At 61.4% G+C, this 23,191-nt stretch carries 21 protein-coding genes; 3 read left to right on the top strand and 18 right to left on the bottom strand.

Features of this window, described 5'->3' with window-relative positions:
- On the top strand, nucleotides 1-233 hold a 233-nt coding region (locus AB4Z25_RS21890; RefSeq protein WP_442208972.1), incomplete at its 5' end, for a glycerol-3-phosphate dehydrogenase C-terminal domain-containing protein.
- A 68-nt stretch (nucleotides 234-301) separates the two neighbouring features.
- Here the strand turns inward: AB4Z25_RS21890 and AB4Z25_RS21885 are convergent.
- The 10 genes from AB4Z25_RS21885 to AB4Z25_RS21840 all read right to left on the bottom strand — a co-directional run bounded on the left by AB4Z25_RS21885 (nucleotide 302) and on the right by AB4Z25_RS21840 (nucleotide 10,714).
- The gene (locus AB4Z25_RS21885) at nucleotides 302-1,231 is read right to left on the bottom strand and encodes an aldo/keto reductase (RefSeq protein WP_112539078.1); all 930 of its coding nucleotides are present in this window, start codon (nucleotides 1,229-1,231) and stop codon (nucleotides 302-304) included.
- A gap of 199 nt (nucleotides 1,232-1,430) precedes the next feature.
- Nucleotides 1,431-1,838, bottom strand: coding sequence for a F0F1 ATP synthase subunit epsilon (locus AB4Z25_RS21880; RefSeq protein WP_112385759.1), 408 nt, complete (start codon nucleotides 1,836-1,838; stop codon nucleotides 1,431-1,433).
- Nucleotides 1,838-2,071 carry a hypothetical protein gene (locus AB4Z25_RS21875; RefSeq protein ID WP_112385760.1) on the bottom strand — a complete coding sequence of 78 codons (234 nt, stop codon included), beginning with the start codon at nucleotides 2,069-2,071 and terminating at the stop codon, nucleotides 1,838-1,840. The genes AB4Z25_RS21880 and AB4Z25_RS21875 overlap by 1 nt, the downstream gene beginning before the upstream one ends.
- The gene (gene atpD, locus AB4Z25_RS21870; protein WP_112385761.1) at nucleotides 2,071-3,543 is read right to left on the bottom strand and encodes a F0F1 ATP synthase subunit beta; all 1,473 of its coding nucleotides are present in this window, start codon (nucleotides 3,541-3,543) and stop codon (nucleotides 2,071-2,073) included. Before atpD ends, AB4Z25_RS21875 begins: the two co-directional genes overlap by 1 nt.
- Before the next feature lie 23 nt (nucleotides 3,544-3,566).
- Complete coding sequence (locus tag AB4Z25_RS21865; protein ID WP_112385762.1) at nucleotides 3,567-4,451, bottom strand: F0F1 ATP synthase subunit gamma; 885 nt, start codon at nucleotides 4,449-4,451, stop codon at nucleotides 3,567-3,569.
- Nucleotides 4,452-4,477: 26 nt separating this feature from the next.
- The gene (gene atpA / locus AB4Z25_RS21860; protein WP_112385763.1) at nucleotides 4,478-6,007 is read right to left on the bottom strand and encodes a F0F1 ATP synthase subunit alpha; all 1,530 of its coding nucleotides are present in this window, start codon (nucleotides 6,005-6,007) and stop codon (nucleotides 4,478-4,480) included.
- Nucleotides 6,007-6,573, bottom strand: coding sequence for a F0F1 ATP synthase subunit delta (locus AB4Z25_RS21855; protein ID WP_112385764.1), 567 nt, complete (start codon nucleotides 6,571-6,573; stop codon nucleotides 6,007-6,009). Before AB4Z25_RS21855 ends, atpA begins: the two co-directional genes overlap by 1 nt.
- Before the next feature lie 254 nt (nucleotides 6,574-6,827).
- Nucleotides 6,828-7,217 (bottom strand): AGROH133_08824 family phage infection protein, encoded by a 390-nt coding sequence (locus AB4Z25_RS21850; RefSeq protein WP_112539079.1) that lies wholly within the window; start codon nucleotides 7,215-7,217, stop codon nucleotides 6,828-6,830.
- 83 nt (nucleotides 7,218-7,300) lie between these two features.
- The gene (locus tag AB4Z25_RS21845; RefSeq protein WP_112539080.1) at nucleotides 7,301-9,517 is read right to left on the bottom strand and encodes a primosomal protein N'; all 2,217 of its coding nucleotides are present in this window, start codon (nucleotides 9,515-9,517) and stop codon (nucleotides 7,301-7,303) included.
- A gap of 51 nt (nucleotides 9,518-9,568) precedes the next feature.
- The gene (locus AB4Z25_RS21840; protein WP_112539081.1) at nucleotides 9,569-10,714 is read right to left on the bottom strand and encodes an AAA family ATPase; all 1,146 of its coding nucleotides are present in this window, start codon (nucleotides 10,712-10,714) and stop codon (nucleotides 9,569-9,571) included.
- 135 nt (nucleotides 10,715-10,849) lie between these two features.
- On the opposite strand from AB4Z25_RS21840, the gene AB4Z25_RS21835 reads away from it, so the two are divergent.
- Complete coding sequence (locus AB4Z25_RS21835; RefSeq protein ID WP_112539082.1) at nucleotides 10,850-11,785, top strand: tyrosine recombinase XerC; 936 nt, start codon at nucleotides 10,850-10,852, stop codon at nucleotides 11,783-11,785.
- Between the two features lie 90 nt (nucleotides 11,786-11,875).
- Nucleotides 11,876-12,949, top strand: coding sequence for a TraB/GumN family protein (locus tag AB4Z25_RS21830; protein ID WP_112539083.1), 1,074 nt, complete (start codon nucleotides 11,876-11,878; stop codon nucleotides 12,947-12,949).
- Nucleotides 12,950-13,171: 222 nt separating this feature from the next.
- On the opposite strand, the gene lpdA is transcribed toward AB4Z25_RS21830, so the two are convergent.
- The 8 genes from lpdA to sucC all read right to left on the bottom strand — a co-directional run bounded on the left by lpdA (nucleotide 13,172) and on the right by sucC (nucleotide 23,190).
- Nucleotides 13,172-14,578 (bottom strand): dihydrolipoyl dehydrogenase, encoded by a 1,407-nt coding sequence (lpdA, locus tag AB4Z25_RS21825; protein WP_112539084.1) that lies wholly within the window; start codon nucleotides 14,576-14,578, stop codon nucleotides 13,172-13,174.
- Nucleotides 14,579-14,621: 43 nt separating this feature from the next.
- A complete protein-coding gene (locus AB4Z25_RS21820) occupies nucleotides 14,622-15,374 on the bottom strand; it encodes an SDR family oxidoreductase (protein WP_112539085.1) in 753 nt (250 codons plus the stop codon).
- Entirely contained in the window at nucleotides 15,371-15,877 is a 507-nt protein-coding gene (locus AB4Z25_RS21815; RefSeq protein WP_442208966.1) for a hypothetical protein, read from the bottom strand. Before AB4Z25_RS21815 ends, AB4Z25_RS21820 begins: the two co-directional genes overlap by 4 nt.
- On the bottom strand, nucleotides 15,874-16,620 hold the full coding sequence (locus tag AB4Z25_RS21810) for a DUF4241 domain-containing protein (RefSeq protein WP_442208965.1): 747 nt from the start codon (nucleotides 16,618-16,620) through the stop codon (nucleotides 15,874-15,876). The genes AB4Z25_RS21815 and AB4Z25_RS21810 overlap by 4 nt, the downstream gene beginning before the upstream one ends.
- Nucleotides 16,621-16,634: 14 nt before the next feature.
- The gene (gene odhB, locus AB4Z25_RS21805) at nucleotides 16,635-17,876 is read right to left on the bottom strand and encodes a 2-oxoglutarate dehydrogenase complex dihydrolipoyllysine-residue succinyltransferase (RefSeq protein WP_112539088.1); all 1,242 of its coding nucleotides are present in this window, start codon (nucleotides 17,874-17,876) and stop codon (nucleotides 16,635-16,637) included.
- Nucleotides 17,877-17,927: 51 nt separating this feature from the next.
- The gene (locus AB4Z25_RS21800) at nucleotides 17,928-20,912 is read right to left on the bottom strand and encodes a 2-oxoglutarate dehydrogenase E1 component (RefSeq protein ID WP_112539089.1); all 2,985 of its coding nucleotides are present in this window, start codon (nucleotides 20,910-20,912) and stop codon (nucleotides 17,928-17,930) included.
- A gap of 166 nt (nucleotides 20,913-21,078) precedes the next feature.
- Nucleotides 21,079-21,981 carry a succinate--CoA ligase subunit alpha gene (gene sucD, locus AB4Z25_RS21795; RefSeq protein WP_112385776.1) on the bottom strand — a complete coding sequence of 301 codons (903 nt, stop codon included), beginning with the start codon at nucleotides 21,979-21,981 and terminating at the stop codon, nucleotides 21,079-21,081.
- 15 nt (nucleotides 21,982-21,996) lie between these two features.
- A complete protein-coding gene (gene sucC, locus AB4Z25_RS21790; RefSeq protein WP_112385777.1) occupies nucleotides 21,997-23,190 on the bottom strand; it encodes an ADP-forming succinate--CoA ligase subunit beta in 1,194 nt (397 codons plus the stop codon).
- Between the last annotated feature and the right edge of the window lies 1 nt (nucleotide 23,191).

The raw sequence follows: 23,191 nt of genomic DNA, 5'->3' as shown, positions 1-23,191 counted from the left end.
GCTATGGCACCAGGGCCAATGTGCTGCTTGGCAAGGCCGCATCCATGGCCGATCTCGGCAGGCATTTCGGATCGGATCTCTATGAGGCCGAGGTGCGCTATCTCATGCAGAACGAATGGGCCTTCACCGCCGAGGATGTCCTCTGGCGGCGCAGCAAGAAGGGGCTCTATCTCAGCAAGGAAGAGGCGGCAGCGCTGGAGAGCTTCCTGCGGGCCGAGCGGCTCGCCGCTTAAGTGTCTGCAGGGGGGCCAGCGCCGGTCCTTATTGAGCCGGCGCAACGCTTCCCGTTGGCTTCCACGTTTTACGGCAGTTGATAGCCGGCCGCCTTGAACATCCGGTACCACTCCTCGCGGCTCAGCTCGATGTCAGCTCCGATCGCGCTGTCACGCAGGCGTTGGGGGTTCGTCGTTCCCAGCACCGTCTGAATTTTGGCGGGATGACGCGCGATCCACGCGACAGCAATGGCAGCAGGCGTCGCACCGTAAGTTTCCGCGAGTTGGTCCAGAACCTTGTTGAGCTCCAGATAGTTCTCGCGGTCGCCCAGGAAGATGCCTTCAAAGAAGCCATGCTGGAACGGCGACCACGCCTGCAATGTGATGCTATTGATCCGGCTGTAGTTGACGAGCTCGCCATCCCGGTCGATCGACTGCTCAGATCCGCCCATATTGGCAGCAACGCCGAATGCGATAGACGGCGCGTGGGCAACACTCAACTGGATCTGATTGGCTATGATAGGTTGGGTAACAGCTGTCTTCAGCAAATCGATCTGGCCTGGCGTATGGTTCGAAACACCGAAATGGCGAATCTTGCCTGCTGCATGGAGCTTGTCGAATGCCTCTGCGACCTCTTCCGGCTCCACCAGCGCATCGGGCCGATGCAATAGAAGCACGTCCAGATAGTCGCTCCGCAGGGCCTTGAGGGACCGGTCGACGCTTGCGAGGATATGTTCCTTGGAGAAATCGAAATATCCCGGCCGGATCCCGCATTTGCTTTGAATTACGATCTGGTCCCGTTCGTCGGCTGTGAGGCGAAGAGCGTCACCAAACCGTGCTTCGCAGCGATGGGGCGCGCCGCCATAGATGTCCGCGTGATCGAAAATATTGATGCCGATTTCCCGGGCCGCCGAGTAGAGGGCTTTAATTCCGCTGTCATCCAGCGTGTTGATCCGCATCAGGCCGAGCACGACACTCGATACCGACACGCCCGAGGTCGAAAGCTGAATATTTTTCATGGGAACTCCCTGCAGCAATTGCGAATAGTTGAGGGACCCTATTAGGCGTGAAAGCCAAAATCTAGAGCCGATAGTGGGCCGCCCGCGACCGCCAGATACTCAAGATCTCATGTTCATTGCTAGTGGATCGGCACTCATGTGCCCAAAACGAAAAAAGCGGCCCTGAAGGCCGCTTTCGATCATTTGGGACTATTCCCGATCAGTCCTGTTCGACAACGCCACGCAGGTGCGTGAGTTCGAGGATGAACTGTTCGAGCTTGGACTTGTGCTCGTGATGCTCGGCATCATCGAGATCCTTCTGCGCCGCTTCGATACGGCGGGTCAGCTCGTCCTTGTTGATTTCCTCGACCGGAACGGCCGATTCGGCGAGCAGCGTGCAGCCCGTCGGCAGGATGTCGGCGAAGCCGCCGAACACGACATAGTCCTGCTTGCTGCCGGAGGCCGAGCGAACGCTGACGATGCCGGGCTTGATGGTCGTCATCGTCGGCGCATGGTGGGCCATGACCGTCATCTCGCCCTCGGTTGCCGGAATGACAACTTCCGTCACCATCTCCGACAGGAGCAGACGCTCCGGAGATACGAGTTCAAAATTGAAATTGTCAGCCATCAGTGACTTACCTTCTCGGCCTTTGCATCTTGCAGTTTGGTCCCGCAGAACGGGCAGTGCTGTATCGCCTGATCGAGATAGCCGAGGCCTTCTTCGGCCTGAACCAATCCGACAACCATCATCAGAGCACCGTTATCCGCCCTGTAGACGGTGGGCGCTGCGGGTTCCGGAAGATCTGCCACGACCACCCGAAGGGAGTCGCAGCAGAAAATCTCGTCTTGCGCGTCGCTCATCAAGCGGCTGCGGAGAGCTTCTTGGCCTTTTCGATGGCTTCTTCCATCGAGCCGACCATGTAGAAGGCTGCTTCCGGCATATCGTCGTAGTCGCCGTTGACCAGGCCCTTGAAGCCCTTGATCGTGTCTTCGAGCGCGACGAGCTTGCCCGGCGAACCGGTGAAGACTTCGGCAACGAAGAACGGCTGGGACAGGAAGCGCTCGATCTTGCGGGCACGGGCAACGGCCAGACGGTCTTCTTCAGACAGTTCGTCCATACCCAGGATGGCGATGATGTCCTGCAGGGACTTGTAGCGCTGCAGCGTCGACTGAACCTTACGAGCCACTTCGTAGTGCTCTTCGCCGACAACCATCGGGTCGAGCATGCGCGACGTGGAGTCGAGCGGGTCAACTGCCGGATAGATGCCCTTTTCAGCGATCGAACGCGACAGAACGGTCGTTGCGTCCAAGTGGGCGAATGAAGTTGCCGGAGCCGGGTCGGTCAAGTCGTCGGCCGGAACGTAAATCGCCTGAACCGAGGTGATCGAACCGGTCGTCGTCGTGGTGATGCGTTCCTGCATCTGGCCCATGTCCGTTGCGAGCGTCGGCTGATAGCCAACGGCCGAAGGAATACGGCCGAGCAGAGCCGACACTTCGGAACCAGCCTGCGTGAAGCGGAAGATGTTATCGACGAAGAACAGAACGTCCTGGCCCTGGTCGCGGAAGTTTTCAGCAACCGTCAGACCGGTCAGAGCGACGCGAGCGCGAGCGCCCGGCGGTTCGTTCATCTGGCCGTAAACGAGGGCTGCCTTCGAGCCTTCGCCGCCGCCGTGCTTGTTGACGCCGGACTCGATCATTTCGTGGTAGAGGTCGTTGCCTTCGCGGGTACGTTCACCCACGCCTGCGAACACCGAGTAACCACCGTGCGCCTTGGCGACGTTGTTGATCAGTTCCATGATGAGAACGGTCTTGCCGACGCCTGCGCCGCCGAAGAGGCCGATCTTGCCGCCCTTTGCGTAAGGCGCGAGGAGGTCGACGACCTTGATGCCGGTAACCAGGATCTGTGCTTCCGTCGACTGTTCGACGTAAGACGGTGCATCCTGGTGGATGGCGCGCTTGGAAGCGGTGACCAGCGGACCGGCTTCGTCAACCGGCTCGCCGATGACGTTCATGATACGGCCGAGCGTTTCCGGACCGACCGGAACCGAGATCGGCGCGCCGGTGTCGAAAACTTCCTGGCCACGGACGAGACCTTCGGACGAGTCCATGGCGATCGTACGCACGACGTTTTCACCGAGGTGCTGCGCGACCTCAAGAACCAGGCGGTTGCCCATGTTCGTGGTTTCGAGCGCGTTCAAAATCGCCGGCAGTTCGCCTTCGAAAGCAACGTCGACGACGGCGCCGATAACCTGTGTGACCTTGCCGACAGAGCCTGTGGCGGTCTTCTTAGCGGCGGTCTTCGCTGCCGCCTTCGGGGTAGCTGCCCTAGCCATTCTAATACCCTCTTTCTCTAACCTCAGAGCGCTTCCGCGCCCGAAATGATTTCAATGAGTTCCTTGGTGATCTGCGCCTGACGCTGACGATTGTAGTTGAGCGTCAGCTTGTTGATCATCTCACCTGCGTTACGTGTCGCGTTGTCCATGGCGCTCATCTTCGCGCCCATCTCGCCAGCTGCGTTTTCAAGCAGTGCGCGGAAGATCTGGACAGAAATGTTGCGCGGAATCAGATCCTCAAGGATCGATGCCGGATCCGGCTCGTATTCATAGACAGCGCCGGCATGGGCAGCATCCTCGGTGACGCCTTCCGGCACCTTCGCGGGGATGATCTGCTGTGCCGTCGGGATCTGGCTGATGACCGACTTGAACTCGGAATAGAACAACGTGCAGACGTCGAACTCACCAGCTTCGAACATCTCGATGATGCGCTTGCCGATCTGGTCCGCATTTTCGAAGCCGACACGCTTGACGTCGCGCAGTTCCTTACGCTCGGTGATGAGCGAAGAGAATTCGCGGCGCAGGCTGTCGTAGCCCTTCTTGCCAACGGTGAAGATCTTGACGGTCTTGCCCTGAGCAATGAGCTTGCGGGCATGATCACGTGCAAAACGCGAAATCTGCGAGTTGAAACCGCCGCAAAGACCGCGCTCTGCGGTGCAGACGACGAGCAGGTGAACCTGATCCTTGCCTGTACCGGTCATGAGCAACGGTGCACCGTCGGCGTCGGTAACCGCATGGGCGATGTTCGCGAGAACAGCCGCCATGCGCTCCGAGTAAGGCCGGGCGGCCTCGGCCGCCTCCTGCGCACGCCGAAGCTTAGCCGCGGCGACCATTTTCATCGCCTTGGTAATCTTCTGCGTCGCCTTGACGGAGGCGATCCGGTTTTTCAGATCCTTAAGTGAAGGCATCCGTTATCCGTCCTAACTGAGCCCGATCAGGCGAAAGACTTCGAGAACGAGTCGAGAGCAGCAACGAGCTTGCCCTTCGTATCGTCGCTGATGGCCTTTTCCGTGCGGATCGTATCGAGGATCGCCTTACCTTCCGAGCGGAGGTAGGAAAGCAGACCCTGTTCGAACTTGCCGATCTGGTTGACGGCAATCTTGTCGAGATAGCCGTTCACGCCAGCGAAGATCACAGCAACCTGCTCTTCGGTCTTCAGCGGCGAGAACTGCGGCTGCTTCAGAAGTTCGGTCAAGCGTGCGCCGCGGTTCAGCAGGCGCTGCGTCGAGGCATCGAGGTCCGAACCGAACTGAGCGAAGGCGGCCATTTCGCGATACTGGGCGAGTTCGCCCTTGATCGAGCCGGCAACCTGCTTCATCGCCTTGATCTGCGCGGCAGAACCGACGCGCGAAACCGACAGACCGACGTTAACAGCCGGGCGGATACCCTGATAGAACAGGTCGGTTTCAAGGAAGATCTGGCCATCGGTGATCGAGATCACGTTGGTCGGAATGAACGCCGAAACGTCGTTACCCTGCGTTTCGATGACCGGCAGAGCGGTCAGCGAACCGGCGCCCTTTTCGTCGCTCATCTTTGCAGCGCGCTCGAGGAGACGCGAGTGAAGGTAGAAAACGTCGCCCGGATAAGCTTCGCGGCCCGGCGGGCGGCGCAACAGGAGCGACATCTGGCGGTAGGAAACGGCCTGCTTGGAAAGGTCGTCGTAGCCGATGAGAGCGTGCTGACCGTTGTCACGGAAGTATTCGCCCATGGCGCAACCGGCAAACGGTGCCAGGAACTGCATCGGAGCCGGATCGGAAGCCGTCGCAGCAACGATGATCGAGTACTTCAGAGCGCCGCGTTCTTCGAGAACCTTGACGAACTGGGCAACCGTCGAGCGCTTCTGGCCGACAGCGACGTAGACGCAGAACAGCTTTTCGCCTTCCGGACCAGACTCGTGAATAGCCTTCTGGTTCAGGATCGCATCGAGAATGATGGCGGTCTTGCCGGTCTGGCGGTCACCGATGACGAGCTCGCGCTGGCCACGGCCGACCGGGATGAGCGCGTCGATAGCCTTGAGGCCGGTCGACATCGGCTCATGAACCGACTTACGCGGAATGATGCCCGGAGCCTTGACGTCAACGCGCGAACGGCGCGTTGCGTTGATCGGGCCCTTGCCGTCGATCGGGTTGCCGAGAGCGTCGACAACGCGGCCGAGAAGTTCCGGACCAACCGGAACGTCAACGATGGCACCCGTACGCTTGACGGTGTCGCCTTCCTTGATGTCACGGTCCGAGCCGAAGATAACCACGCCGACGTTGTCGGATTCGAGGTTCAGGGCCATACCGCGGATGCCGCCGGGGAACTCGACCATTTCACCGGCCTGAACGTTGTCCAGACCGTAAACGCGAGCAATACCGTCGCCGACAGAGAGAACCTGGCCGACTTCCGAGACTTCAGCTTCTTTGCCGAAGTTTTTGATTTGATCTTTGAGAATTGCGGAAATTTCCGCGGCGCGGATATCCATCAGCCAACCTCTTTCAATGCAAGCTTGAGAGTAGAAAGTTTGGTACGAAGCGACGTATCAATCTGACGGGACCCGACCTTCACGATCAGACCACCAAGAATTGACGGATCAACCGTGACGGCAATCGCCACGTCTTTGCCGGTGGCGCTCTTCAGCGCCGCCTTCAATTCAGTTTCCTGCGCTGCGGTCAGCGCATGGGCCGAGGCAACCTCGGCAGAAATTTCGCCACGCTGACGGGCAGCGATGATACGGAAGGCCTTGATCATGCCCGGGAGGGCGAACAGGCGGCGGTTACGCGCCACGACCTTCAGGAAGTTACCGACGAAACCGGAAATACCGGCCTTCTCGCTGATGGCGACGATAGCCTTCAGCTGATCGTCAGCCGAGAATACCGGGCTGGCGACGAAACGCTTCAGGTCGTCGCTCTCATCCAGCATCGCCTGGAAACGGTCGAGATCAGCGGTGACGCTCTCGACGGCACCTTCTTCAAGCGCCAGATCGAACAGCGAGGACGCATATCGCTCTGCAACACCAGAAGTAAGCTGGGACGTGTCTGCCACGGGCACAAATTTCCCTGATTTCAATTCAAGAATCCGGCCGTCGGCGGGCGCCTGACCTATGCTCTTGAATTCGTTTTGATTTCCCCCAGAAATCGCAAGAGAAGCCTCTTGCTTCTTCCGAAATTCGGGGTCCGTCTAACATAGGACGCAGGGACTCGCAACACGCGTAACGTCCGAATATGCCTTTCGAATGATTTTCTATCGGCAAAATCGTGAAATGGCGTGGAGGCAGGCGAGCAGGCGGTCCGCTGCCCGGTAATTCAGGTTGTGAGGAAGCCGAAAGAATAGGCCAGCGGAACAGCCGCGAGGATCGCCTGCACAACCAGAAGTAAATAGTTGATAATTGTGCTCCCCTTATCTGAAAGGAGCGAAATGATGCGTGCGAAAAACGCCATCGCGAAGGCGGCGCCGAGCGCCATATAGATGAAGTCCTGCGCCAGCATGATCGCCGCAAGGCCGAATCCGAGATAGAATCCGCCGACCGACCGCTGTTCCGCGTAGCCGTCCCGCCGCTCGCCGCGCGGCGCAAGCCCAAAAAGCTTCATCGCATAGCCGGGCGCGAACATCATGACGAAACCGGCAGCCGCCGTGAATGCCGCGCAGCAGAATACCAGCTGCTCGCCAAAGGTTTCCGGAAAGTAGAACTCCATGAATCGACCCCAAATCATGCCGCGTTTGGCAGTCCTTATGGCATGATTGCAGGCGGTGGAAAACGGCCAGCAGGCGCTGTTTTTTAAAGGAAGCTCTGCGGATCGATGTCGAGCTGCACCTGAATGGAGCCGCGTTCTTTTGGCGCCTGCGACAGCATGGTCTTCAGAAAGGCCTGCATATCGGAATTGCGCCGCCCGTGGACGAGCAGCCGGAAGCGATGGCGGCCTCGAACGATGGCAAGCGGCGCCTCGGCCGGCCCTAGCACGGAAATGCCCGAGACCTGCGGCGCAGAACCGCGGATGCCGCGCGCATGGGCTTCCGCGTCCTGTCTGGTCTCTGCCGAAACGATGATCGAGGCGAGACGGCCGAACGGCGGCAGAATCGCGCGCTCGCGCTCGGTGATCTCGCGCTCGTAGAAGGCACCCGCATCGCCCGACACGATCGCCTGCATGACGGGATGCTGCGGCTGATAGGTCTGCAACAGACCGTGGCTCTTGAGGCCGGTTCGCCCGGCGCGGCCGGTGACCTGTGACAGCAGCTGGAAGGTTCGCTCCGCCGCACGCGGATCGCCATTCGCCAACCCGAGATCGGCATCGACAATGCCGACCAGCGTCATCAGCGGAAAGTTATGACCCTTGGCGACGAGCTGCGTTCCGATGACGATATCGGCCTCACCCTTGGCGATCGCATCAAGCTCCAGCCGCAGCCGCTTCACACCGCCGGTGATATCGGAAGAGAGCACGATGGTGCGCGCGTCGGGAAAATGCCGCTCGACTTCCTCGGCGATCCGCTCCACCCCGGGGCCACAGGCGACGAGATGATCGAGCGTGCCGCATTCCGGGCATGCCTCAGGCGTGCGCTCGGTATGGCCGCATTGATGGCATTGCAGCTGGCTTCGGAAGCGGTGCTCCACGAGCCAGCTTGAACATTGCGGGCATTGGAAGCGGTGACCGCAGACACAGCAGAGCGTCAGCGGTGCATAGCCACGTCGGTTGAGAAAGAGCAGCGCCTGCTCCTTCTTCTCCACCGTCTTGCCGATCGCCCGGATCAGCACCGGCGACAGGAAGCCGCCGCGCTCCGGCGCGTGACGCCGCATATCGACAAGGTGAAGATCAGGCATCGCCGCATCGCCGAAGCGCGTCGGCAGATGGATCGTCGTGTAGCGGCCGCTCTGGCCATTGACCTGGCTCTCCACCGATGGCGTGGCCGAAACCAGCACGACGGGAAAATCACCGATACGGCCGCGCACCACGGCCATGTCGCGTGCATTGTAATAGACCCTGTCTTCCTGCTTGTAGGCCGGGTCATGCTCCTCATCGACGATGATGAGACCGAGATCCTCGAAGGGCAGGAAAAGCGCCGAGCGCGCACCGGTAACGACGCGCACCTCGCCGGTGACCGCCTGCCGCCAGACCTTTTCGCGCATGCGCGGCGCGAGATCCGAATGCCATTCGGCGGGCTTGGCCCCAAAGCGATCCTGAAAACGCTCCAGGAAGCTTGCCGTCAGCGCGATCTCCGGCAACAGGATCAGAACCTGCTTGCCACGCCGCAGCGTCTCGGCGATCGCCTCGAAATAGACTTCGGTCTTGCCGGAGCCCGTCACGCCGTCGATCAGCGACACCGCGAACGCGCCGTTGCGCACCTCGGCCAGAATCTCGTCGGCGGCTTCCTTCTGCGGACCGGCGAGCCGCGAGGCGGCAAAGTCAGGATCCGGCTTTGCGACGACGGGCGGCGGCGGCAGAAAGATGGTTTCAAAAATCCCTTGGCTGATCAGGCCATCCACGACACTGGTAGAAACACCCGCGGCATGGGCGAGCCCCGTCCGCGTCCACGAAACGCCGTCAGAAGCGGTATCGAGCACCCGGGCACGCGCCGGCGTCATCCGCTCCGGTTCGCCGCCGACGAAGCGCAGGCCTTCCACCATCGGCTCCGGTTCAAAAGCATTCGGAGCCCGAAGAGCCATGCGCGCCACGAGACCGGGCGGCGAGAGCGTATAGGCGGCGACCCAATCGATGAAATCGCGCATCTCCTTGGTCAGCGGCGGACAATCGAAGACATGGGTAATCGGCCGCAGCTTCTTCGGATCGACCCCGTCCTCGCCGCCATCCCAGACGACGCCGATCACCTGGCGCGGCCCGAGCGGCACCTGGACGACGGAACCCGGCTCGACCGCCATGCCCTCAGGCACGGCGTAGGAATAGGGCCGCGGCGCAGGCAGCGGAACGAGCACCGGAACCGTGCGGGTTGCCGGTGGTGTCTCGAACAATGCGCCAAAGAGATCGGACGAATCTGTGCTCATCGCGCCAGACCATGCCCGCAACGCAACAGAAAGGAAACCCGCTGAAAACGGCTAGTCGTCGTCATCGTCACCAGCAATCGTGCCCGTCAGCCGCATGCCTTCGATCCAGGTGGCGCCATTCTCACGGATCACCTTGCGGGGTCGCACGCCGCATCGCTCACGCACCGCTTCCGCCAGCTTTTCGGAATGTGTCACGATCCAGACCTGACTGCTCTTCGAAGCCTCAGCAATCATGTCGGCAAGCGGCAATAGCATATCGGGATGCAGGCTCGCCTCGGGTTCGTTAAGCGCGATCAATGGCGGCAGCCGATAGGAAAGAAGTGCAGCCGCAAGACCGAGAAAACGAATCTGTCCATCCGAAAGCTCGCGGGGCTGAAACACCCGATGCGGAAAATCGGGCAGAATAAGCCCGAACTCTGCCGTCTCTCCCGGATCAGGAACAACGAGCTTCGCCCCGCCGAGCGCCGATGCCAGAATACGGTCGAGTTCCACCGTATCCTGCCTGGTATGGACAAGCGTCGCGAACACAGCGGCCAGATTGGCGCCGTCCTCATCGAGCATCGGACCGGTGACGGCGAGGCAGGGGTGGCGCAGAGGCGATGCCCGGTCGGTGCGGAAGCCATGGAAAAAACGCCAATTGCTAACGATCCGCCGGAAGGCCGCAACCTCGGGAAAATGCCCGGCGTCACCGAGCAGCGCGATCGCCGTTTCCGAGGTCAGCGCCTCATCCGGATAGTTCTCCATCCGGCCGTGGCTGCTGCGCACCGAAATCGCCGGACCGGCACGTTTCATCATCACCACCGCCCGGCGCCCGGTCTCGACCGAAAGCTCCTCGGCCTTTACCTGTGGCTCAAGCGCAAATCCCGCGGCAGCGCTCGGAGGCCGGAGCCCGGCTTCGACATGGTAGCGGAACGTGATCGCCCGCTCCTCATCGACGATCTCGACTTCGAGCCGGATACGCGCCGGCCCCTCGGATTTGCGGCGAGTTCCCGACCAGAGTACTGAGAGCATGCCCCCTTCCGCTGCAAGCTCGTGCGCCAATCGTCCCCGCACAGCCGCCTGTACCAGCTGCAGCGCACGGTAGAGATTGGATTTGCCCGCACCGTTTTCGCCAAGAAACAGCGTCGTATCCGCCAGATCCATGCGGATCGAATGCAGCGAACGGTAATTCTGGGCAAACATCGAGCGAAGGCGCATGACATCGCTTTAACGCAAAGCGACGCCAAAAAGAATGGGCGGGACGCGGCTCCGATTTGGCTTGGCTGATCTTAGCGATTCCATAATGTCCCTCGGTCAAGATCGGCAGCGAACACCAAAATCAAGGCCGCCGCCGTGAACGAACTTCTGATTATTGCCGATCCGCGGCTGATGGCCGAACGCAGTGCCTGGCTTATGAGCCTCGCCAGCGAGCGCCGTCTTTCGGCTCACACGCTGGATGCATACGAACGCGACAGCCGCCAGTTTCTGACCTTCCTCACCGGCCATCTCGGCGGCCCCACGACGCTGAAGGATATCCAGGCGTTGCGCCCTGCCGATTTCCGCGCCTTCCTGGCCGCCCGCCGCAAGGTAGGATCGGGCGCCCGCTCGCTCGGCCGCAATCTCGCCGGCCTGCGCTCGCTGCTGCGCTATCTCGAAAAGAAGGGCCTGGTGAACGCTGCCGGTGCCAGCGCGGTGCGCTCACCGAAACAGCCGAAATCGCTGCCGAAGCCGCTTTCCGACCGTCAGGCCGTCACCGTCGTCAGCGGCGAGGCGCAGATGCATGAAGAGCCCTGGATCGCCGCCCGCGACGCCGCGGTCATGACACTGCTTTACGGCTGCGGCCTGCGCATCTCCGAAGCGCTCGATCTGACACCTGGAGATTTCCACGCCGGCGCAACGTCACTGCGCATCACCGGTAAAGGCAACAAGACACGTCTGGTCCCCCTGCTTGCCATCGTCGGGGAGGCGATCGGTAAATACCGCGCGCTCTGCCCGTTCCATCTTGAGGCAACCGAGCCGCTCTTCCGCGGCGCCCGCGGCGGCAAGCTGCAGCCGGCGATCATCCAGCGCACGATGCAGACGATGCGCAGCGCCTTCGGCCTGCCGGAGACGGCAACGCCGCATGCGCTGCGTCACTCCTTCGCAACGCATCTCCTGGCAGGCGGCGGCGATCTGCGCACCATCCAGGAACTTCTCGGCCACGCCAGCCTTTCCACCACCCAGGTCTATACCGGCGTCGATTCGGCCCGGCTGCTCGAAGTCTATGATCGTGCCCACCCAAGGGCGTAATCATTCGTTAACGCATTCCCTTAAAGGAATATGCGCGAAGGCGGCGTAGAGCATGAGATTGATCAAGCACCGCGAGCGGAACCACCAATCATGACGATTTCCATCGGCCACCGCAGACTGCAGATCGCGCAGCCGGGCAACATCCTGCTCTGGCTGATCGCGGCCTTCCACATACTACTGGCCGCAGCCTTGCTCGCCGTTCTCTTCTCAGTTTCGCCGGCTGCCGCTGCCGATGACAGCTGCTCCGGCAAGGATCTGATGGCCGAGCTTAAGCAGAGCGACCCGGCCCGCTACGCCGAAGTCGTCAAGGAAGCCGATGCTGTTCCGAACGGCAAGGGCATCTTCTGGAAGATCGACAAGCCCGGCCTGAAGCCGTCCTGGCTGCTCGGCAGCATGCACGTCACCGATCCCCGCGTCCTGAACCTTCCTGACTACGCCCAGGCAGCGCATGACAGCGCCGATACGATCGTCATCGAATCCGACGAAATTCTTGACGAGAAGAAGGCCGCCGCCGCCCTCCTCGCCCGCCCTGATCTCACCATGTTCACCGATGGCACCACCATCGACAAGCTGCTGTCACCCGAAGACTATGCCCGCCTCGACGCCGGCCTGAAGCAGCGCGGCATTCCGCTTTCAGCCGTATCGCGCATGCGCCCATGGATGATCGCCAGCGCCGTGGCGCTCCCCGCCTGCGAAATCGCCCGCAAGGCCAAGGGCGTACAGTTCCTCGACCAGAAGATCGCCGCCGACGCCATCAAGCAGGGCAAACAGGTCAAGGGCCTCGAAACGTTGGCCGAACAGCTGCAGGCGATGGCCGAACTGCCGATGGAATTTCATCTGAAATCGCTGATCGAAACGCTGGAACTCGGCCCGAAGATGAATGACGTCGTCGAAACCATGACCGACCTCTATCTCTCGGGCGACGTCGGCATGACCATTCCGATGCTGAAGACCGTCTCGCCCGAAGAGGGTGGCGACGGCGACTACGCCGCGTTCGAACAGCGCATCATCCTCGACCGCAACAAGGTCATGGCCGACCGCGCCGCCCCGATCCTCGCCGCCGGCAACGTCTTCATGGCCGTCGGCGCCCTGCACCTGCCGGGCGATCAGGGCGTGATTGAGCTGCTGCGTAAGCAGGGCTTTACGGTTACTGCGGTGAATTGAAGACCTAGGTCTTCGCGCGACGCACAAACTCCCTCATCCCTGTGCTTGTCACAGGGATCCAGCCGGCCCAAGTCCTTGGGCCGAAGAGAGTCCTTTTACCGCGCAGACGCGCGGTGGCTAGATTCCTGTGACAAGCACAGGAATGAGGGAGTTTGTGGGTCGCGCGAACAAAAAAGCCGCAGCCCTCGCGGACCGCGGCTTTCTGGTAAGCAATGACCAATCTTACATATGGATCGGCTTGAAGAACGCCGCCAGCGCCGCTTCCTTCACGGCTTCCGACATCGTCGGATGTGCATGGCAGGTGCGGCCAAGGTCTTCCGCGGAACCGCCGAATTCCATGAGAACAGCGATCTCGTGGATCATCTCGCCGGCGCCGAAGCCGACGATGTGGCCGCCGAGGACGCGGTCGGTTTCCTTGTCCGACAGGATCTTCACGAAGCCGTCGGTCGCCAGCATCGCGCGGGCGCGGCCGTTGGCGGTGAATGGGAACTTGCCGGTCTTGTAGGCGATGCCCGCAGCCTTCAGCTCTTCCTCGGTCTTGCCGACGGAAGCGACTTCCGGCTGGGTGTAGACGACGCTCGGGATGACGTCGTAATTCACATGGCCGTGCTGGCCGGCGAGGATTTCGGCCAGTGCGACGCCTTCGTCTTCAGCCTTGTGCGCCAGCATCGGGCCCTTCACAACGTCGCCGATCGCATAGATGCCTTCGACATTGGTCTTGAAGTGGCCGTCGATTTCGACGCGGCCGCGGTTGTCGAGCTTGACGCCGGCTTCTTCGAGGCCGAGGCCAGCCGTGTAGGGAATGCGGCCGGTCGAGATCAGCACGACGTCGGCTTCAACGGTCTGCGCGTCGCCGCCCTTGACCGGCTCGAAAGTAACCTTCGCGCCCTTGCCACCCTTCTCGACGCCGGTAACCTTGGCGCTGAGATTGATGTCGATGCCCTGCTTGCCGAGCATGCGCTGGAACTGCTTGGAAACGTCGCCGTCCATCGCGCCCAGGATCTTGTCGAGATATTCGATGACGGTGACCTTGGCGCCGAGGCGCGACCAGACCGAGCCGAGCTCGAGGCCGATGACACCGCCGCCAACGACGATCATGGTCTCCGGAACCTTGTCGAGAGCGATCGCACCCGTCGAGGAGACGATGATCTTCTCGTCGATATCGACCTTCACGCCCGGAATGCCGGCAACGTCGGAGCCGGTGGCGATGACGATGTTCTTGGCTTCGAGTTCCTGCACCTTGCCGTCTTCGGCGGTGACGGAAACCTTGCCTGCCGAGACGATCTTGCCGGTGCCCTGGAAGGCATCGATCTTGTTCTTCTTGAACAGGAAGGCGACGCCATCGACATTCGACTTCACCGTCGCATCCTTGTGCGCCAGCATCTTTTCAAGATTGAGCTTCGGCGCCGCAACCTCGATACCGAGCGCATCCATGCCGTGGGCGGCCTGATGGAACATCTCGGAGGCGTGCAGCAGCGCCTTGGAGGGGATGCAGCCGACGTTGAGGCAGGTGCCGCCATAGGTCGCGCGCCTTTCGACTACCGCAACCTTCAGGCCGAGCTGAGCCGCCTTGATTGCCGCGACATAACCGCCAGGGCCGGTTCCGATAACGATCACATCGTAAGCCATTGTTCTTTTCCTTTTATTCGTTCGTTGGTCAGGAAATGGAGGCCTATCGCCCGCCGCTCACATTCATGATGGCGCCGGTCACATAGGATGAATTCGAAGACAGGAGATAAAGCACAGCATCCGCGACTTCCGCGGCCGTTCCCGGACGCTGCATCGGGATGGAAGAGGCCATGTCACGGGCGCGGTCAGGCAGACCGCCGGATGCATGGATATCGGTATCGATGATGCCGGGCCTGATCGCATTGACCCGGACGCCCTCCGTCGCGACTTCGCGCGCCAGACCAATCGTGAACGTATCGATCGCGGCTTTCGAGGCGGCATAATCGACATATTGCGACGGCGAGCCGATGATCACCGCCATCGACGAGATATTGACGATCGCCCCACCCTTGCCGCCATTGCGGGTCGACATCCGGCGCACCGCTTCCGCGGCGCAAAGGATGGAACCGGTGATATTGATACGCATCATGCGCTCAATGCGCTCGACGCTCATTTCATCGACGCGCTGCGGCTGATCGACGATACCGGCATTGTTGACCATGCCATCGAGACGGCCGAAATGCCGGTCGACGGCCTGAAACATAGCGGTAATGTCTGTCGCACTTCCAACGTCGCCATTGATGGCGATGGCATCGCCACCCTTGCTTTTGATCTCGCTGACAACGCTTTCGGCAGCTGCCGCATTGGAAGCGTAGTTGACGGCAACGCGCCATCCTTGGCTCGCTGCAAGCCTGCAGACGGCAGCGCCGATACCGCGGCTTCCGCCGGTGACGAGAAGAACGGGAGCATCGCTCACTTCACACACTCCTTGAAGGAGAAGACATCCCAGGGCGCAACGGCCTGCTTGCCCTCGCCGAGGATCGATGAATCGCGCAGCGCCGGACCGATCGCAGGCAACACGATGCTGGCAACGGCGTTCGATTTCTCGCCGGGCAGGTTGTCGATCGCGCCCTTGTCGTCGACGCCATAGACCGGACCCTGCCAGATCGTGCAGGCGTCGAGATCGGCTCCTGTGGCATCGCCTTCGGGGCAGTTGAACATCACCATGCCGATCGTCCGGGCCGGGTCTTCGGAAGGCATGACATAGCCGTCAAGCACCGCCTTGCTATCCTTCACCGTCATCTTGAACTGATTGCTGGCGGCTGCCGCATCGGAGTTCAGCGGCGAGAATTTCAGCTGATAGGTCCCGTCACGATCCGCATAGACGGCGTTCGACAGCGGGCAGTCTGCCGCCGCAGCAAAACCGGGCAGGATCAGAACAGACGCTGCAACGAGTGCAAGGCTCGATCTCTTGCTCATTGCGCCACCGGCTCCTTCCGCCCATCGGAATTTTCGATCACATAGAAGTCCGTCAACATCACCAGCGGATGACCGTCTTCGGCGAGACCCCAGAAGACCGGATAAAAACCATCGCCCCAGCCGCTCCAGAAGATCGCCACATTGCCGGGCTTGCCTGCGACAGGCGAATGCAGCGCGAAGCGGCCGCCATTGGCATTCAACTCAGGCGCGATGACGTCGTAATAATTCACATCTTCGTCCGGCTTTGCCGCCTGTTCCGTTTCCGCCCGCTCCTCAAGAAGCTTCAGCGTATCGGCGTCCATGTAGGAACCGAGACCGGCATCGACAGGATAACCGAGGATCTCGTCGTCCTTCAGCGCCGCCGGATCCTGACCGGGGATCGCCGCCATCTCCCAGCGCGCAGGCTTGCCTTCACCGAAGCGCATGCTGGCCGCAGCGACGCGGCCGAAGGCCTGGTAGAGGGTGACGGGATAATTACCGGGAGGGACGGTCCGGATGAAGGCCGGGCGGTCTGGCTGCGCCAGCGGATCGGCGGCAATGATATGGCCCGACGTCAGCTGCACATCGCCCATCTTGACGACGGTGATCTTGCGCTCGGCAAGTGCGGCGTCATCCAGCGAAACCAGGTCGAAATTGCTGCTCGCCTTGCTGATATCCCAGGCGGCAGCGAAAGCCGGAACCGGAAGATGCACTGCGGCTGCGCCCAAGAGCGCGAATGCCGCCTGCCTGATCCGGTTCCGCATCGGATTTGCTCCGCTTAGAGATCGAGAACCAGACGTTCCGGATCTTCCAGGCTTTCCTTGACGCGCACGAGGAAGGTGACTGCTTCCTTGCCATCGACGATACGGTGATCGTAGGAGAGCGCGAGATACATCATCGGACGGATGACGATCTGGCCGCCGACGACTACAGGACGGTCCTGGATCTTGTGCATGCCGAGGATACCCGACTGCGGAGCGTTCAGGATCGGCGAAGACATCAGCGAGCCGTAGACGCCACCGTTGGTGATCGTGAATGTGCCACCCTGCATGTCAGCCATCGACAGCGAACCGTCGCGGGCAGCCTTGGCAAGACGGCCGAGGTCCTTCTCGATTTCGGCGATCGACATCTGATCGGCGTCACGGATGACCGGAACGACAAGACCCTTGTCCGTGCCGACAGCCATGCCGACGTGGCAAAAGTTCTTGTAGATGATGTCGGTGCCGTCGATCTCGGCGTTGACAGCCGGGAGTTCCTTCAGCGCGTGGGTCACGGCCTTAGTGAAGAAGCCCATGAAACCGAGCTTCACGCCATGCTTCTTTTCGAAGACGTCCTTGTACTTGGCGCGCAGGTCCATGACAGCCTTCATGTCCACCTCGTTATAGGTGGTCAGCATGGCAGCCGTGTTCTGGGCATCCTTCAGCCGCTTGGCGATCGTCTGGCGCAGACGCGTCATCTTCACGCGCTCTTCGCGGCCGGCATCCTGAACGGTCGACGGCGCACGTGCAGCGACCGGAGCGGCGGCCGGTGCAGCAGCAGCCGGAGCGGAAATGCCCTTGGCGACGGCAGCGATCACATCGCCCTTCAGAACCTGGCCGCGCTTGCCGGAACCATCCACCTGCTCGGAAGCGATGTTGTTTTCAGCAAGCATCTTGGCAGCAGCCGGTGCCGGCGGCATGGAGGACGGTGCGGCAGCGGCAGCCGGGGCTGCGGCAGCAACCGGCTCGGCAACCTTGGCCGGTGCGGCGGCGGCGGGAGCAGCAGCAGGCGCCGCGGCAGCAGCACCTGCGGCGATCTGGCCGAGCAGCGCGCCGAGGCCGACGGTTTCGCCAGCCTGGGCAACGATTTCGGACAGCGTGCCGGAGGCCGGCGCCGGGACTTCGATGGTCACCTTGTCGGTTTCAAGCTCGAGGATCGGCTCGTCCGCCTTGATGGCGTCGCCGACCTTCTTGAACCAGGTGCCGACTGTCGCCTCGCTGACGGATTCACCGAGAGTTGGAACGCGGATTTCTGTGGCCATGATTTTGGTTTCCGTTGATCAGTTTGTTTCGATCGTTGTTCGTTCGTGGGATCAGCCGCCCAACGCATCCTCAAGGAATGCGGCGAGCTGCGACAGGTGCTTGGACATCAGGCCCGTTGCCGGCGAAGCGGCGGCCGGGCGGCCCGTGTAGCGGACGCGCTGATACTTCGCATCGATATGGGCGAGAACCCATTCCAGATACGGGTCGATGAACGACCATGCACCCATGTTCTTCGGCTCTTCCTGACACCAGACCATCTCGGCGTTCCGGAAGCGGCTGAGCTCGTTGATGAGCGCCTTGGCCGGGAACGGATAGAGCTGTTCGACGCGCAGCAGGTAGACATCGTCGATGCCGCGCTTTTCGCGCTCTTCGAGCAGGTCGTAATAGACCTTGCCGGTGCAGAGCACGACGCGGCGGATCTTGGCATCCTTCTGCAGCTTGATCGGGCCGTCCTTGATGACTTCGGCATCGTCCCAGAGGAGACGGTGGAAGGAGGATTCACCCGCCATTTCGGCCAGCGTCGAGACCGCACGCTTGTGGCGCAGCAGCGACTTCGGCGTCATCAGCACCAGCGGCTTGCGGAAGTCGCGCTTCAGCTGACGGCGAAGGATGTGGAAGTAGTTCGACGGCGTCGTGACGTTGGCGACCTGCATGTTGTCTTCGGCGCAGAGCTGGAGGAAGCGCTCCAGGCGGGCCGAGGAGTGCTCCGGACCCTGACCTTCATAGCCGTGCGGCAGAAGGCAGACGAGACCGGACATGCGCAGCCACTTGCGTTCGCCCGACGAGATGAACTGGTCGAAGACGACCTGCGCACCGTTGGCGAAGTCGCCGAACTGGGCTTCCCACAGGGTCAGCGCGTTCGGACGGGCCAGCGAGTAGCCGTATTCGAAGCCGAGGACCGCCTCTTCCGAAAGCATCGAGTTGATGACTTCGTAGCGGGCCTGGGTCGGCGACAGGTTGGCGAGCGGGATATAGCGCTCTTCCGTTTCCTGATCGTAGAGAACCGAGTGCCGCTGCGAGAAGGTGCCACGTTCGCAATCCTGACCGGACAGGCGGATCTTGTGACCTTCCGTCACCAGCGAACCGAAAGCCAGCGCTTCGGCCATCGCCCAGTCGATGTTTTCACCTGACTGAACCATGTTGGCGCGGTTTTCCATGAAACGCTGGATCGTCCGGTGCGCATGGAAGCCCTCGGGAATTTCAGCCAGCTTGCGGCCGATTTCCTTCAGCTGCTTCATCGGAACGGCGGTCTTGCCGCGGCGCTGCTCGTCGGCATTGTCAGCCGTGCGCAGGCCCGACCACTCACCATCCAGCCAATCGGCCTTGTTCGGCTTGTAGCTCTGGCCGGCCTCGAACTCCTGCTCGAGATGGGCGCGCCAATCGGCCTTCATCTTCTCGACTTCGCCTTCGGTCAGAAGGCCTTCGCCGACGAGACGCTCGGCGTAGATCTGCAGCACGGTCTTGTGGCCACGGATGACCTTGTACATCTTCGGCTGCGTGAAGGAAGGCTCGTCGCCTTCATTGTGGCCGTAGCGGCGGTAGCAGAACATGTCGAGGACGACAGGCTTGTGGAACTTCATGCGAAATTCCATGGCGATCTTGGCGGCGTAGACAACCGCTTCCGGATCGTCGCCGTTGACGTGCAGGATCGGCGCTTCGATCATCTTGGCGACGTCGGACGGATAGGGCGACGAACGCGAGAAGGCCGGGTTCGTGGTGAAGCCGATCTGGTTGTTGATGATGACGTGCATCGTACCGGCAACGCGGTGACCGCGCAGGCCGGACAGGCCGAGGATTTCGGCAATGACGCCCTGGCCGGCGAAGGCCGCGTCACCATGGATCAGCAGCGGCAGAACCTTGGCGCGCTCGGTCAACGGAATGGTGTCGCCGTCCCAGACGGTGGCGCCCATATCCTGCTTGGCGCGGGCCTTGCCCATGACGACAGGATCGACGATTTCGAGATGCGACGGGTTTGCCGTCAGCGAAACGTGGACCTTGTTGCCGTCGAATTCGCGGTCGGAGGAGGCACCGAGATGGTACTTCACGTCGCCCGAACCTTCGACTTCGTCAGGTGCGTAAGAACCGCCCTTGAACTCGTGGAAAATGGCGCGGTGCGGCTTTCCCATGACCTGCGACAGCACGTTCAGGCGGCCGCGATGGGCCATGCCGAACACGGCTTCCTTGAGGCCGAGATTGCCGCCGCGCTTCAGGATCTGCTCAAGCGCCGGGATCAGCGATTCACCGCCGTCGAGACCGAAACGCTTGGTGCCCTTGAACTTGACGTCGAGGAACTGCTCGTAGCCTTCGGCTTCGATGACCTTCTGCAGGATCGCCTTCTTGCCCTCGGGTGTGAAAGCCACACCCTTGTCCGGACCTTCAATGCGTTCCTGGATCCAGGACTTTTCTTCCGGGTTCGAGATATGCATGAACTCGACGCCGAGCGTCGAGCAATAGGTGCGCTCGAGGATCTCGATCATCTCGCGCAGCGTCGCGTATTCGAGGCCGAGAACGTTGTCGATGAAGATCTTGCGATCGTAATCGGCGCCGGTGAAGCCGTAATTCTCGGGCGAAAGCTCGTGATAATCTTCGACCGGTGCGGCAATGCCGAGCGGATCGAGCTTGGCGTGCAGATGGCCGCGCATACGGTAGGCTCGGATCATCATGATGGCGCGGACGGAGTCGCGCGTCGCCTGGATGATGTCGGCGCCGTCGCTCGGCTTGCCGGATGCTTCGGCCTTGGCCTTGACCTTGGTCTCGATGACCTTCTCGACGATGCCCCAGTCGCCGTCGAGCGCCGAGACGAGATCGCCACCGGCCGGGATCGGCCAGTGCTTCTTGCGCCAGGATGCACCCGTGGCCGCCTTCTTCACATCGCTCGGATCATCGTCCAGCGCCTTGAAAAAGGCCTGCCACTGTTCGTCGACCGACGACGGATCTTCTTCATAACGGGCGTAAAGCTGCTCGATATAGGCAGCGTTGGCGCCATCCAGAAACGAAGTGATCTGAAACTGCTCGTTGGCTTCTTGCCGTGCCATGGTGTTACGCGGGCGCTTCTGCCCGCCTCCTGACTAAGATGAATTTGCCGGCCATCTCGCCGGCTGCCGCATTCCAATTTACCGCCTGTCCGCGGCACATCTGCATTCGAAAGTCAGCCGGGCGGCGACGGCAGATGCGATCCGCCGCCCGGGTCTATATGTCGGTTCAGCCCTTGAGGACTTCAACCAGCGTCTTGCCGAGGCGAGCCGGGGAAGGCGACACCTTGATGCCAGCTGCTTCCATGGCAGCGATCTTCGATTCCGCATCGCCCTTGCCGCCGGAAACGACTGCACCGGCGTGGCCCATGGTGCGGCCCTTCGGAGCGGTACGGCCGGCGATGAAGCCTGCCATCGGCTTCTTGCGGCCCTTCTTGGCTTCGTCGATCAGGAACTGCGCTGCATCTTCTTCAGCAGCGCCGCCGATTTCGCCGATCATGATGATCGAGGTCGTGGCCGGATCGGCCAGGAACATCTCGAGCACGTCGATGAACTCGGTGCCCTTGACCGGGTCGCCGCCGATGCCGACAGCCGTCGTCTGGCCGAGGCCTTCGTTCGACGTCTGGAAGACGGCTTCGTAGGTGAGCGTGCCGGAGCGCGAAACGATACCGACCGAACCCTTGCGGAAGATCGAGCCCGGCATGATGCCGATCTTGCATTCTTCCGGCGTCAGGATACCCGGGCAATTCGGGCCGAGCAGGCGCGACTTGGACTTGTCGAGGCGAGCCTTGACACGGACCATGTCCATGACCGGGATGCCTTCGGTGATGCAGGTGATGAACGGAATCTCGGCGTCGATCGCCTCGATGATCGCGTCTGCTGCGCCTGCCGGCGGAACGTAGATGACCGATGCGTCGGCGCCGGTGCGTTCCTTGGCTTCGGCAACCGATGCGAAGATCGGCAGGCTTTCGCCCTTCGAGCCGGTCCAGGTTTCGCCACCCTTCTTCGGGTGAATGCCGCCGACCATCTGCGTGCCGTAATAGGCAAGCGCCTGTTCGGTGTGGAAGGTGCCGGTCTTGCCGGTCAGGCCCTGAACGAGAACCTTGGTATTCTTGTTAACGAGAATAGACATGTATAGGTCCTCAAATTAGGCGTTGATCGCCGCGACAATCTTCTTGGCCGCATCGTCAAGATCGTCAGCAGCCGTGATCGCGAGACCGGATTCGTTGAGGATCTTCTTGCCGAGCTCAACATTGGTGCCTTCGAGGCGAACGACGAGCGGAACCTTCAGACCGACTTCCTGCACGGCAGCGACGACGCCTTCAGCAATGACATCGCACTTCATGATGCCGCCGAAGATGTTGACGAGGATGCCTTCGACCTTGGGGTCGGCAGTGATGATCTTGAACGCAGCCGCGACCTTCTCCTTGCCGGCGCCACCGCCGACGTCGCAGAAGTTTGCCGGCTCTTTGCCGTAAAGCTTGATGATGTCCATCGTCGCCATGGCGAGGCCTGCGCCGTTGACCATGCAGCCGATATTGCCGTCGAGGGCAACGTAGGCGAGGTCCCACTTGGAGGCTTCGATCTCCTTGGCGTCTTCTTCGGTCTCGTCGCGCAGCGCCTTGACGTCGTCATGGCGGAACAGCGCGTTGCCATCGAAGGACATCTTGGCGTCGAGAACGCGCAGATGACCGTCCTTCATGACGATCAGCGGGTTGACCTCGAGGAGCGCCATGTCCTTTTCGTTGAACGCCTTGTAGAGCGCCGGGAACAGCGACTTTGCATCTTCGGCCGCAGCGCCGTCGAGCTCCAGAGCCTTGGCAATCGCGGCAACATCGGCAGCGGTCACACCGGCTTCCGGGTTGATGGCGATCGTGTGGATCTTCTCAGGCGTGTCGTGGGCAACGGCTTCGATGTCCATGCCGCCTTCGGTCGAAACGACGAAGGCAACCTGGCCGACCGAGCGATCAACGAGCAGCGAGCAATAGAGTTCGCGGGCAATATCGGCGCCGTCTTCGATGTAGAGACGGTTGACCTGCTTGCCGGCTTCGCCCGTCTGCGCCGTTACCAGCGTGTTGCCGAGCATTTCCTTGGCGTGAGCGACGACCTCTTCGATCGACTTGGCGAGGCGGACACCGCCCTTGGCGTCGGGGCCGAGTTCCTTGAACTTGCCCTTGCCGCGGCCGCCAGCATGGATCTGGCTCTTGACGACGTAGAGCGGGCCCGGAAGCGACTTTGCAGCCGCCTCGGCTTCCTCGACCTTGAGGATCGGCACGCCGCTTGCGACCGGCGCGCCATAGCCCTTCAAGAGAGCCTTGGCCTGGTATTCATGAATATTCATG

Source organism: Rhizobium sp. RAF36, assembly GCF_052114105.1.
Taxonomy (GTDB): domain Bacteria; phylum Pseudomonadota; class Alphaproteobacteria; order Rhizobiales; family Rhizobiaceae; genus Rhizobium.
The sequence above is the reverse complement of the archived record's forward strand: the minus strand, read 5'-3'. Positions and strand labels throughout refer to the sequence as shown.